Raw genomic sequence first — 13,900 nt, 5'->3', positions numbered from 1 at the left:
CATTAATCACCACCTGCGTATAGAAGATAGTTTTACTTTAACTACAGCATTGGTATCAAAAATTTCTACTCAAAGATTTTAAGGAAATATTGTGAATGACGGCCAAGCTATGTACAAGCTTTTTCAGTCGAACACAATCATGATCACGATTTAAAAGAGTAGCCAATGCCCACAACTACAAAACCTACCTTCTGGCAACGCACAGGCGTGCAAAGCTGGTTTTTAAAAAAAGAAACCAGTTATAGCGAAACTGTTTCGATGACGCCGGATTTTGTTTACAAGTATATCATTGAAAAATTTAAAGAATCCATCGCCGAGCTATCTTTTGCAGACCGCATCATATTTTACCATGAATACATCATTTGCTTCAGTCCTCCTGATTACAATAAGTTTATGGATAACAATAGGGGCATATTTTCCCTGATCATAAAAGAATCTGTAAAGGCTTTTTACGGCATATTGCAGGAGCACCGCCGTAAGGGAAAGAAGGTTACCGCCTCTGCCAACAAATGGGTGTTCCGCTTTGTATCTCACCCCGATTACGGGAAAGGCGACAAAAGTTTTATAGGCAAACTGCTTCCGGGCAAGGTGCACAGAGGAGAGGAAAACCTGCGCGTCACGTTCATTCCGCGTCAAACGGGTATTGCCCAAACGTTTGATATTGCTGACGATCTATTACAAGACTTTACCTACTACAGCGATGGCTATTATGAAATGCCCTGGCAGGATACACTCGAAGCCGGTGACACAAGCGACATAAGCCGGTCACGCTACTTTGCACGGCTCGACGCCACCGTTCCGGAAAAAGAATATGTGGGCAAAAAGATTGAATACCTCGTTAAGGAGGAAGCTTTCCTGATATCGGGAAGCGACGAAAAGCCTGATCAGCCCGGCGTTTTCCGGGTTCCCTCTGATTGGGTATCCAGCCCTCACCTGTCTGTGCGCTATGATAAAACGGCTGATAAGTTTTACATCGCCTCATTTGGAGAAAAGACGCTGGTAAATGAAAACGAGATAGCGAAGAGCTACCCGGATGCACCCGTGTGGACAGTGCTTCCCATGAACTCGAGGATGGTATTGAACGGCATCGTATCAATCAACATATTCAAAGTATAGCAATATGGATTCACTGTTAGCAATAGGACTGTTAGTGATCAGCATTGTGCTATTGGTGGTCAATTTTTCTGACATCAGGCAAACTCATAAAAATGGCTGAATATTTTTATGGCATAACGGATAAGGGCAAACGCCGCGGGAAGAACGAAGATACTTTCTTCGCGCGCGAAATTCCCGGCACACAACTGCTGGTTGCGGGGGTTATCGATGGTGTGGGTGGCTACCAGGGTGGCGACATTGCTGCCGAAATAGCCCGGACGGTAATCGTGGAAAAGCTGGAAAGTATTTCCGAAGAGAATGTAATTGAATCGCTTTGCAAGGCCATTATCGCCGCCAATGTAAAAATAAATGAGGCCAAAAAGGAAGAACCAGGCAATGATCAAATGGCCTGCGTGCTTACCTGCGTGGTGGTTGATAAAAAAGACAATATTTGTTCGTTTGCCCACGTAGGCGATACCAGAATTTACCTGCTCAGGGATCATTCCCTGGTGAAATTATCTAATGATCATTCGGTAGTTGGCTTTTTGGAAGACTCTGGAAGACTATCAGAGGAGGAAGCGATGCTCCATCCAAGGCGCAACGAGATCAACAAAGCCCTGGGGTTCGAAGAAAATATTGCTTTAGCCGAAGATTTTATTGAAACAGGAGAATCGCCATTTCTTCCGGCAGATCAGCTTCTTCTCTGCAGCGACGGACTTACGGATATGATTTCTTCAGCCAGGATTATGCAGGTGTTAATTGTAGAGAATGATATTGCCGGCAAAGCGCAGGCGCTGGTAGATGCGGCGAATGAGGCTGGCGGAAATGATAACATTACAGTGGTGCTCGTACAAAACAATAACTGGCCGAAGCAAAAGGAAGCGCCCGTAGCTATAGAAAGAAAAAAAGCGGAAACTGAAGCTCCTGTTGTTACCAATGAAGTTTTGCCACAAACGGGATTGGCCCAGGCTAAAAAGAAAAACCGCAGAATGATGGCGTTCATCGTTATTATTTTGATTGGCCTGGGCGCTATCTCGCTAACTGTTGCTTTTCAGAACAACAAAAAAGAGATTACCCCCGGCAGCGTTATTCTGAGCATAGAAAAGAAACCGAACGAATGGCTCACTCAATTGAGGGTACACTTGAGCGACTCATCGAAGTTGTATTCGCTGCCAACGGATAACGATGTTATCCCATTGGATGCCCCGCTAACGATAGCGAAAGACAGCTTTTACCTTTCCGGCAATGGGGCCGTGTTCGTGGCCGACAGCTTGTATAAAGGCCCTGCCATTATCATTGATGTTGCGGCAAAAAATATTGTAATTGACAGCGTGGTATTTCAAAATTTTGATGTGGGCTTTGTGATCCAAAAGAACAATATCACGTTCAGGCACGTCCGCTTTATCAACTGTCGCGTTCCGGTTCAATATAAAGTGGCATTTAAGGATTCCGTGGTCTCAGGCCAGTTTAAAGATTCCCTATTCTTCACCCCGACAAAATCCAGGTAATGTATGACAAATTCCGGCTCATGGTTTAAAAACAGAAATGCGGAACGTACGTGTTTATTGCTTACCGGCATCATCATGGCATTCCTGTTTTGGAAAATGTTTTTGGTGTTGGAGCGTGATTTTGCCGAAGCAGGCACGCGCATGGCAAAGGGAACCATGATCAACCTAAACGATGATAAGCCGGGGGAAAGGATGAAAGAGGTGCTGGAAAAAGGAATGTATTTCGAAGATCCGAAAGATATTGCCTTTATCGCCGCCACTGTTGCGACAGCAAAAACACCAGGCATAGAGGTTGACAATGCAGGTACGTTAAATAAAAAGCCCTATTTCATAAATGCAGACCAGGCATTTTCGCAAGGCGGCGCCTCTTTTAAAAGACGGGTACAGCTTTCGAGGAATTTGCTGGGCTTTTCTGCTGAAGACTCCACTTCTTTTGAAAAAGAAAAAAAGCATCCCATGCAGGTGGCTGCACAAACCAACGTGGGATTAGGCACAGGCACTATTTCTGGTGCTATAAAAAATCAAAGTGGCGCGCCGGTACAAGGCGCATTGCTCCGGCTGCGGCTATTGGTTCCCCACGACGATGCGAGTGGAGCAACGGATGACGATAACAATGTTATACAATTTAAGAATGGTGTCCGCAAAGTGCTCTACCGCGATTCGACAAAAAAATTGCAGCCGCTATCATTTAATGCTTATGCCCGTACTGATGCTTCAGGGAACTTTTTGTTCTCAGGCCTGCCAGTAAACGAATCTTTTGACCTGATTCCTCTTCAGCCCGGCTATGAATTCGGGCCTTCGAAGGGAGTGGAAAAACTTCACGGAAGCGCTACGTTCCATTTCGTACAGTCACCGCATACGATAAAGCTCTTTTCAACACAGGATTTTAATACGCTGAAAAAAGAAAAGGCCTTTATTGTAAGAACGCCGGAGGAAGTGACTTACTGGTTTCGCATGATTGTTATTACATTTTTTGCTTCTTTCCTGCTGGCGCATATCGTCCTGTCAATCCGCTCCCCCGCCGCCGACCAGTTGCTGTTGCCGGTAGTAATGATACTCACAGGACTTTCGTTTATTGCCTTGTTCAGCCTGCAGGATCCGTTAAGAGACCGTTTCCTGGTGAAGACCACCTTTATCTATTTCTGCATAGGGATGGGCGCCATCATGGCGTTCCAGTTTATCAACCTCAAAAAGTTTACTCCTGATTCAGGATTCTATCGCCTGTTTGTTTTTAAAAATGAAAGAAGGGCTGCCAATGGCTGGCCTTGGGCGCTGGCGGCTGTGGGATTGTTGTGCCTTGACATCCTCTTTGGTACCGGCCCCGAGGGTAGCGGCGTTAAAGTAAATTTATTTGGATTTCAGCCTAGTGAGGTGGTAAAATATATGGTTATTCTTTTCCTGGCGGGCTTCTTCGCCATCAATGAAAAGTTCATTTCAGAATATCCTTCCTTTAAAAAGCGTGTGTCCTTTTTTGTATTTGCTGTTATCGCTATTGTGGCCACTATTTTATTGTTCCTTATCATCGGCGACCTGGGACCGGCAATTATTTGCTGTTTTACCTTCATCATACTTTTCTCTTTTTCGCGAGGCGATTTTATACAGATGGTGGCCACTATGCTCGTGTATGCACTCACCATTTGGATATTTAAAAATGTGTGGATGGCAACCGGGGTTACCATCGGGGCCATGCTGCTCTTTATGCTTATTGGAAAAAGAAGACTAAGTGAATCATCGGTGATGGCGCTGGTAGTGGTAAGCGGGTTCCTCTTGCTTGACCAGGTTTCGGTTTTAGCGAAAGTTATCCCCGGTCCCATACACAGGTTAGTTGACCGCAAAGCTATTTGGTCTGACCCATGGAATAACCAGGTGTATGGCGGCGACCAGGTGGCCAACGGCATCTGGGCCATTGCTACAGGTGGCATTACGGGACAAGGCGCTGGTGAAGGTTTCGGCAAAACGATCCCTGAAGCCCATACCGATATGATATTGCCTGCCATTGGTGAAGAATTCGGATGGGTGGGTATTGCCTGCATCTTTATTTTATTCCTCGTGTTGCTGCACCGGTCAATTATTATCGGTAGACAAGCGGGGCCGCCCTTTTTATTTTACCTCTGCGCCGGAGCAGGCATCGGGTTATTTGTTCAGTTTCTTTTGATTGCAGGAGGCTCTACCGGCGCCCTGCCGCTGTCGGGAGTGGCATTGCCTTTTACCAGCTACGGGGGCACCTCACTTTTATGTAGTATGGTGGCGATAGGCTTTTTACTGAGCGTATCGCGTTTAAAGGGAACGCAGGCGCAAATGGCTTACATTTCCCGCAGACAGGATAAAAACCTCGTGCCGGCCTTGCTGGCGGCCTGTGCTGTCATCGTGTTATTGATTGTCAACGTGTCGGCCTATACCTTTCAGCGCAAAAAATGGGTCGTAGAGCCAGCACTGGTAGTCGATCGCAGCGGTTCAAGGATGTACAGTTACAACCCAAGAATCAGTATCTTAATGAACAGGCTGCAGGCAGGAAATATTTACGACAGGAACGGTAGGTTGCTGGCATCAAGCGATCTGAAGCTGGTGCAAAGTCAGAAAGAGGCATTACTGGCAATGGGCGTACCCCCCGAAAATATCGAATCGCTTTCTTATAAAAGGCAGGACCGTTATTATCCGTTCGGTGAATACCTGTTCTTTTGGACAGGCGATGCCAACACAGGCGTATTTTCCGGTGGCAGCAATGGTTATTTTGCGGAATACGCTCACGCAGCGGAGCTCAGAGGTTTTCCTGCTCCTCTTGAAAAATACCAGGTGAGCGCCGATCGCTACCGCGAAGAAAAATTTCTGCCGGTATCCGGCACAGAAATGACTGTCGTTAAAAGAGATTTCAGCGCGCTAGCTGATTTACTTACGTCCGGAATTAACAGCGACCAGGTTGCCCAATTTAAAAAGCGCAACAGGGATGTAACACTTACAATTGATGCAGCATTGCAGACAAAGATTGAGCTCGCCTTGCAACAGGATGATAGCGTAAACAGGAAAGAGGTTTCCGTGGTTGTAATGAAAGACAACACCGGTGATGTACTTGCTTCAGCCTGCTGGCCGCTGCCGCCGGTAAACGATTGGGACAAACTAACGCTGCCTCAAAATGAACTCAATAAGCTACCCGGCTGGAATGTAAACACTGATATTGGATTCACGCATGCCACGCAGCCCGGCTCCACAGCAAAATTGGTTACCGCTATGGCTGCGTTCAACAAACTCGGTGTTGCCGCTGCTAAAAAAACAATACGGGTCTACCCGAAAGATTTGATAAGAGTAACCGGTCCCGAGCCAGACGAAGCAGGCCTTATCAATATGGATAAAGCCATTGTAAAATCCAATAACTCATTCTTCATCCGGTTGGCTAATGAAGGCCAGTTACAGGAACAGATGGTAAACCTGTACATGCAATCAGGAATGTTCCTTCGTGGTGTAGGCGGCTATTATTTTGAAAATGACAATAACAATGCTGCGCAACAGGAAAAGTGGAGACAATTTTGGCGGGAGACAGAATTTAAAAGTTTGCAACGGTACGATCCTAACAACATACGCCGTACACGGGCACTTGGCGTTTCAGGAATGGCCTGGGGGCAGGGCGAGTTGGTGGCCACGCCTGCATCTGTGGCACGCATCGCTTCGGGGATTGCCAATGATGGTATCATGATGCCTTCCCGGTATGTGCTTAACGTGAGCGGCCATCCGACGCAACCCAAACAAGGCATTTCAATTGCCGGCGACCCGGTGTACGCACAGTATCTTGAAACTTATATGAGAGAACAAAGCGCTCCGAAAAAATCACAGTTCGGAATTTTTGTTGCAGGCAAAACAGGAACACCTGAAAGAATCGTGAAGGGAGAAAATATCAACGACGGCTGGTACGTCTTTTTTGCTCCCGCTGCTAACGACTCCGGTCACGTTGTGGTATGTATCCGTATCGAAGGAACAAAAGGTTCGAGCGATGCCATGGCGCTTGCGGGTGCTCACATCATCCCGCTGCTACTGGAAAACAATTACATAAAAAGTTTCGATCCGGTGAAAAAGCTACCGCAGGTTGATAATACAAATGACCTCACCATGCGTCGTCCTGATCACGATACACATTAACTCATTAAAAAAACAACATCGATATGTTTAATTTATCTAAAGAAAAAACACCTGACGTAAAAAGCATCCGCCATATCCTGTTGCAAAACATAAAGGGAAAGCTGCAAAGAATGCAGGGAGGTGAAGGAGGGACTATACTGGGGATATATCTTTTTATCAATTGCAGTGAATATGATAAACACCTGTATGAGTCTGCGGTATATTCCGGCATTCCCGGTAAATTTAAGACTGAGGAAGTGCAGAAGATCGCAGACGATTATGCTATTAGCCTGCCATCTTCTCTCAGGCTGGAGGTTTCTTTTACCAACCTGTTTCCGCCACAAGCTGAACTGTTGCAAGGAATGGATGCAGCCATTTTTATTTCCACCAAAAGATCAGGGTTAACCAATAAACAAAGCAGCGCATTCATCAAGGTTTTGAATGGCGAAGCGGAGCAGGAAAGTTACCTGCTCGATTCATCTGGTGGAAGGATCAATATCGGCCGCGAATCAAGAGTACAGGCTGCCGGAAATTATGTAAGAAAAAATGCGATTGCCTTCATGCCTACAGAGCGCAATCGTGCTGTGAGCCGCCAGCATGCCCACATCGAGTGGGAAGCTGACAGCAATTCATTTTTGATTTTTGCAGATGAAGGTGGAATACCTCCAAATAATAAAGTAAAAGTGCGCACGCCCGAAGGTGTATTAATAAAAATGCAGGCAATAGAAGTGGGCCACCGCCTCGAGGAAGGCGACCAGGTGATCCTGGGCGATATGGCCGTATTGGAATTCACCTATTCAGGACAAGAATAAAATGGCAAAGATTTTTACCATAGCAGAAGGTTTGGAAAATCTCGGAGCATTGAAATCGGGAGGGCAGGGCTCGGTGTATAAAGCACGTAAAACCGGCGAGATTATTACCGCCATCAAGATCCTTCCCACACCAATCGCCAGCGAAAATGATGACGACAAACATTTTATTTCCTTTCAAAATGAAGTGCAAAAATTAAAACGGGTAAACGAAGTTCCCAACCCGAACGTGGTGAGCATCATCGCATCGGGCATCACCAGCTCAGGCAATCTTCCTTTTATTGAAATGGAATACATTGAAGGACCTGACCTTGGTGAATTGCTGCAACCTCCTTATGACCCGGTTTTTAGCGTAAAAGAAGTGCTGAAAGTAGCGGACCACCTCGCCAATGCGCTCGCACATTGCCACCGCGCCCATATCAAGCATGGAGATATCAAAAGCAACAATGTAAAATTCAACCAGCGTACAGGAAATTATGTGCTGCTGGATTTTGGACTCTCAGTAATGTCTGATGAACAACGGCGCACCAGCATCCGGTATGCAGGCGCTGTAGAGTTTATGGCGCCGGAACAAAGCACCGGGGAAACGCTTACGGAAACAGATGTATACAGTTATGGAGTTGTCTTGTTTGAACTGCTCACCGGCAACGTTCCGTTTCCGCTGGGCAATAAGGGAGAGATGGCGCGCAATGCAGTGATGCTGGCTCACATGGAAAAATTGCCACCTGATATCATCACCCTCCGGCGCAACGCCCTGCCCGCAGACTGGAGCGCCGACAAGCAGCAAAGGGAAATGGAGATTCCCGTATGGCTGCTGAGCATGATCTATAAATGCCTCGAAAAAGACCCTGCCAACCGGTTTACTAACGGCTGCGAGTTGCAGGAATTTATCCAACGGGGTACCATCAGTGATGAAAGGAAAAAAGCCGTTGATACCATTTTAGCGCAACCGGTAAAGCCGGCTGCAGATGAACTTGCATTAAGAAAAGAATTAGTGGTGTTGCAGGCTGCTCTTGCCAAAAAGGAAAACCTGGTGAAAGACCTTCAATATCTTGTTGAAACCCGCGACCGGGAACTGATAGAAGCCCAGCGCTCCCTGGCTGCAACGCGAAACGGCGTGTCAAAATCCTTTTTTTTCCTTGTATTTATCGTGGCCCTTGGGCTGGGTGGTTATGCAGCTTACGATAAACTTTTAAAACCCGGTAACAACGTTCCGCCACCAACTATTACCAATGTCGACAACAATAAATTAGAGGCAAACAGGGATCCGGCCACAACTCCTGCTGTTACTCCGGCCAGCGATAAAACAATAAAAGAACACAGGAGAACCCCACCCAAAAAGCCGGATAAGCCCGTTGCTCATACAAGCCATAAGCCGGCTAAAAAAAACACACCTGTTACCAATAAGTATTACCGTCGGCACAGCGGGACCTATGCGATTCTAAAAGACACCTATTTTTACGACGCCCCGGATACCAACAAAAGAAGTGACGTTTACCTGACGGCTGGTGATGCTACCCTTACCCTTAAGGAAGAAAACGGCGACTTCCAATACGCGATCTTTATCGATGCCGATGGAAAGCCCATTAAAGGCTGGCTAATGAAAAAAGATTTTAAACCGGAAACGAAATACTAATGTTTGTATTGGAAAAACTGTGAGCCCGGTGCCTGCTATTTGTTAAGAATGTTCTTACCTTTTAAACAGTAAACAAATAATTATCCTGTTTTTTATTTTCACTTTTTTTCTTTGCCTGATTATCACATTACTCGGTCCTCAAACAGGCACGGCAATGATACAGCTTATCAAGACCAATACGATAAAATCTTTTGATAATAAGAACTACTATAATTTATTCTTATGCTTTTCGTTTATGCATCACCGTTATTCTTATTCAGTAAATGGATAAATATCATAAGTTTTTTATTTTCTCTCTTCATGATACGGTCGGTACCTTCTATACCGACCACTCCGGTAAACGAACAAATATTGCAGATTTATTGTTTCACATTGGCTAATTAATACAACGCCAACTAACAGATTACTACATTCTCAAACTTTTTGCAAATGCATACAAGAAATTTAATGCCAGTTACTTATACTTTAATTTACAGTTGATTAAAAACCAGGAAAAAACAAAACTTTCCGGTTGATACAGCATGTGTCTCAGTTTGATACAGGAATTCCAAAAAAAGAGAAGTATGTGATGATTAATCTTGCCATCTCAAACAAGAATCAAAAACAGATCAGCGGCCGCTTTTCTACTGGTTTTTTGCCCATGTGCGTAACATATCAATTGCTTTTCCCAACACGCCGGCTGATCCCTTAAAATCTGCCGAGCCTTTTGGCTTGCCATCTACACTATACCATTCATAAAATTTGTCATTTCTGATAACCCGATCCAGCATGGGTTGAAGTTCATCATAGGCTTCTTGTACAAACCCGTTCAGGACCAGTTGCTGAATCATCCTTCCGCCAAACCACGACCAGTCGCCTCCATTTTGATAGACGTAGGGCTTACAGGTATTTGAACCCTTGAAGAAGCTATCAGGGTAAGGTGGATATAATGTTAATCCTATCGAAGGGGCGCCCGATAATTTTACATTCCTCAGCACGTCATTGTTCACTAATTCAATTTCTTTTTTTGACAATATTCCGGCTTCTATTGCTATGGCAGTACCACCATGGAAGTATATTTTATTTTCGTCAAAACTTTTTGGAAACGGGCTTTTATTAATATAAATATGCGGAATAAATTTATGCCTTGTCGAATCCCACAAATATTTCCGGATGTTTTGTTCTGTTTGTTTTTTTAAATCTGCCCATTTTTTCTTTTCAGCCGGATCCTGGGTAAAATGAATCATATCTTTTAGCGCAATTACAAACATGGCATTATCATAAATATCAATTGCCCAGTGTGTATTCGCATCCACATCAACGACAGCGCCTCCTTCAATTTGCACATCGCCCCAATCCTGTGTAGTAGCGCCTGTTAAAAGTTTATATTTTTTCGAATACCGGTTTTTTAAAAGATAGTCAATCGAACGGCCCAGATGCGCGAGTACGGGCATTCCTGCAATCTCTTCATGAAGAATACTTGTATCACGGACGATCGTTATATATTTATCAATAGCCTGTATCAATGATGTTTCCTGGTCAGATTCAACGGTATTTTTAAAGCCTATATGTAAAGTATCATACGATGACGTATAGATATTGGGATCGCCCCAGGTAACATGCCTTTTTAAAGCATATCCATCTACAATCTCCCCATTCGGTTGTTGTAAATAAAGAAAAGTAAGAAGATTATCACGGATGGTTGTATGATCATATACCAGGCAGGACAGTTCTATGAAAGTATTAAGGTCACGTATCCATACCTGCGGATACCCATCTCCCGCATTAAACCCCTTGCTCAACAGCGCTTTCGCTTTCTCCAGCACTGTATCAAGTTTGTGATCATTCAAAATTTTTTCCGCGAGTTTTTCGGACGTCTGTGCCTGGCTTGCATTTATATTTAATAGTAAACCAATGCAAATGATAGATGTTATCAAAGTAAATCTTTTCATTTTTTCATGTTGAAAATATGGAATTCTTAAAATGAATTTCCCTCAATTAAAAATAAAATTATGGTAGATATCCGAATCTTCTCCATCCCACAAAAAGAAGAATCAATTTGTCAATCCTTGTAAACTTCATTGTTTACAGGATTTTTTAGCTGCTATTTGTACTTATAGAGAATTTTATCAAATTAAGCGGGTAATATTTTGAACGACTCCTTTATTTGCAGTAAACAAATAATTAAAGCGAATCTTTATTTTACACTTTAAAAAATATTTTCTTCTTATACAACCAATAACATAAATACCATTGAACCATAAATAAAACAAGCGCTGAAATGATCATGATTGCCGCTTCAGGTAATCCGGTTGGTGCTATTACGCCATTCACAATCGTATTGCTGTAATCAAAAAGCCAGCGGTGGACGACGATTTCAAAGAAGAGGTAAATGAAAATGGAATTCATCCCAACGATGGTGAAAAAACTCAGAAATTTTTTATGGCCCAGCACATCAATCCAGTAATAGAGAAATGCCAAAGCAAGCAAACACCAACCTCCGCTTGCGAGCGTAAAAGAAGAAGTAGCGATTCGTTTTATAATTGGCGTAATACCAGTAAAATCCAAGGCATAACCTGCGATTAAAGTAATGATTCCAAAAATAATAATCGGCTTTATTTTATTATTTCCGGTTCGTGTAAGCAGCCATTTTCCTGCCACCGCGCCCCAAATGGTGTGCGCAGCAGTTGGAATGCAATTGATAGCCACCCAGCCCCCGGGATTAATTTTATTCATCAAAATCACATCGATATAATTTCCAAAATTGTGCTGATCAGTAAACGGCTGATCGAAACCCGGGATATTGATAAAGCGATACAAACATTCGGTGAGAATCAATAAACCAACGCTTAAAAGTATCTGGTAGCCTGGCTTCCAGCGAAAGATGAGAAACGCAACGAGCATGGTAAAAGAAAGTTGGGTTAACACATCCCAAAGTTCAAAAGACAAATGATTTCCTCTAACGGCATAATCAAATACGCCCCAAAAAAACAGCCACCAGCTTCGTCTCAAAGCATGTTTAAACTGCTGTGTCCATGTGCTTCCTTTTGCTGTTTGTTTGGTAAGCGAAAACGCCATTGCCGTTCCTGCAATAAACATAAAAGCCGGTTGTATCAAATCCCAGAAATGCAATCCATGCCAGGTGGCATGATCAAATTCAATCGCCAGTGAGTGAAGAAAAGAACCTGGATTGGATAGCTCGCGCGCATATTCATAAAGGCCAGACGCTTCCAGCATCAAAAGTACCATCACCAACCCCCTGTAAAAATCAAGCGAAGCAAGCCGGGTGCCGCCGCCAATAATCGTTTTTAAATTATTTTTTTCAACGGCAGGCGCCGCAATTTTTCCAGAAAAAATATTTGGTTGGTAATCTGGTGATGAGGTCATAATGGAATGATGGTTAATTTGTGATTGTTTAATCTTATGCGATGAAATGTATTTGTCCTTTAAAAATAAATGATCCTTCACAATTGTTTTCATACAGCAAAGCAACAATAACCGGCATTTCTATTCGCTTGTATCCAAAAAGAAAGCCAGTGAACCGTCGTCCGAAACTGTTCCAAGCGTAGCGCTCCAGCCGCTTTCGGTGGCAATCATTCCTATTTTTAATCCTTTGCCTTTAAGGCTCTGGATGTCAAATTTTGGAAATGCCTCCTGCTTCCACAAGAGATTCGGAGATGCTTCTGTCGCACATTATACAAAGGCTGTCCAACTGTTTGGAGAATTGTGAGAAACATTTCTTTTGAAACAGCAAAATAAAAAGAAACAATATCGCCGCGATTTTTCGCATAGCTGAATTCTTCTTATCAAATATAAACTTTCCTTTTGCTAAATATTAAGAAAAATGACGATTTTGAATATCCTTTTATTTGCCATTAATAGAAAATGTTTTCTAATCTTTTCAAAAAATAGCCCCAACAATTGCTCAGGGCGGAAGGACTTGCTTCAAAAATAATTTACAAACTGAGTTCAAAACAAACCGTTATTTCTTTTGCGCAAATTCCTCAACGACTTTAAATAATAATTCAGGCTCGTTGGTGGTGATAAAATCAAAATCATTTTGCAAAAGCCAATGCATGGTTTCTTCATCGTTTACTGTCCAGGCATTCAAATCAATCTTATTTTTTTTTGCAGATTGTATCCATTCAGGATGTTTTTGAAAAACTGAAAAATGATAATCCACACCTTTGATTCCATCCTTTTTCAATTGCGCAGGATCCTTGTCGCCATCCAGGTATTGGGTGTTTGCCGATGCATCCAGATTTAAAATCTCTTTCAGAATTTGATAATCAAAACTGATGTATACAATCCATGGCTGCACTTTAATTTTCTGAACCATTTCAACCACTTTTTGAACCGTTGCATCTGCCCATTCCCTCCCCCTCACTGATGGTTTAATTTCTAATATCAGTTTTGTATGCTGCTGTTGTTTTATAATGGATAAAAAATCTTTCAGCAGGGGCAGCGATTCCCCATTAGAAAGTTTCTTTGTACTTACATCAGCCAGGGAATTTTTTTGAATAGTGATACCGCCCCATTCATTATCGTGATTAATTACTAAAAAGCTGTCGGCAGTCATATGAATATCCGTTTCAGAACCTTCACAACCAAGGCGTATGGCCTCTTTCAAAGACGCAATGGAATTCTCAGGAAGGTTATTTTTTTTCCATGCGCCCCTGTGTGCAATCACTTTGTTTTTTGCAAATGTCATAGATGGCTGTTTAATTTTACGAGAAGAATTGCAAGCGGTCATTAACATGGCTGCT

9 protein-coding genes are annotated in these 13,900 nt (G+C 43.3%); 5 read left to right on the top strand and 4 right to left on the bottom strand.

The window, feature by feature from the left end:
- Positions 1 to 165 precede the first annotated feature (165 nt).
- From EFY79_RS17305 to EFY79_RS17285, 5 genes are all read left to right on the top strand, one after another.
- Complete coding sequence (locus EFY79_RS17305) at positions 166 to 1,116, top strand: hypothetical protein (protein WP_123121998.1); 951 nt, start codon at positions 166 to 168, stop codon at positions 1,114 to 1,116.
- A 92-nt stretch (positions 1,117 to 1,208) separates the two neighbouring features.
- Positions 1,209 to 2,603 (top strand): PP2C family protein-serine/threonine phosphatase, encoded by a 1,395-nt coding sequence (locus EFY79_RS17300; protein ID WP_123121997.1) that lies wholly within the window; start codon positions 1,209 to 1,211, stop codon positions 2,601 to 2,603.
- Between the two features lie 3 nt (positions 2,604 to 2,606).
- Positions 2,607 to 6,731 carry an FtsW/RodA/SpoVE family cell cycle protein gene (locus EFY79_RS17295; protein ID WP_123121996.1) on the top strand — a complete coding sequence of 1,375 codons (4,125 nt, stop codon included), beginning with the start codon at positions 2,607 to 2,609 and terminating at the stop codon, positions 6,729 to 6,731.
- Positions 6,732 to 6,754: 23 nt separating this feature from the next.
- The gene (locus tag EFY79_RS17290; protein ID WP_123121995.1) at positions 6,755 to 7,522 is read left to right on the top strand and encodes an FHA domain-containing protein; all 768 of its coding nucleotides are present in this window, start codon (positions 6,755 to 6,757) and stop codon (positions 7,520 to 7,522) included.
- 1 nt (position 7,523) lies between these two features.
- Complete coding sequence (locus tag EFY79_RS17285) at positions 7,524 to 9,155, top strand: serine/threonine protein kinase (protein ID WP_123121994.1); 1,632 nt, start codon at positions 7,524 to 7,526, stop codon at positions 9,153 to 9,155.
- Positions 9,156 to 9,778: 623 nt separating this feature from the next.
- Here EFY79_RS17285 and EFY79_RS17280 read toward each other — a convergent pair.
- From EFY79_RS17280 to EFY79_RS17270, 4 genes are all read right to left on the bottom strand, one after another.
- A complete protein-coding gene (locus EFY79_RS17280) occupies positions 9,779 to 11,086 on the bottom strand; it encodes a glucosidase family protein (RefSeq protein ID WP_123121993.1) in 1,308 nt (435 codons plus the stop codon).
- Between the two features lie 250 nt (positions 11,087 to 11,336).
- Entirely contained in the window at positions 11,337 to 12,521 is a 1,185-nt protein-coding gene (locus tag EFY79_RS17275) for an acyltransferase family protein (protein ID WP_123122018.1), read from the bottom strand.
- A 120-nt stretch (positions 12,522 to 12,641) separates the two neighbouring features.
- Entirely contained in the window at positions 12,642 to 12,800 is a 159-nt protein-coding gene (locus tag EFY79_RS21480) for a hypothetical protein (protein ID WP_158605241.1), read from the bottom strand.
- A gap of 316 nt (positions 12,801 to 13,116) precedes the next feature.
- Positions 13,117 to 13,845: a glycerophosphodiester phosphodiesterase gene (locus tag EFY79_RS17270; RefSeq protein ID WP_199727566.1), complete on the bottom strand. Its 729-nt coding sequence runs from the start codon at positions 13,843 to 13,845 to the stop codon at positions 13,117 to 13,119.
- Between the last annotated feature and the right edge of the window lie 55 nt (positions 13,846 to 13,900).

Source organism: Hanamia caeni, assembly GCF_003721595.1.
Taxonomy (GTDB): domain Bacteria; phylum Bacteroidota; class Bacteroidia; order Chitinophagales; family Chitinophagaceae; genus Ginsengibacter; species Ginsengibacter caeni.
The sequence above is the reverse complement of the archived record's forward strand: the minus strand, read 5'-3'. Positions and strand labels throughout refer to the sequence as shown.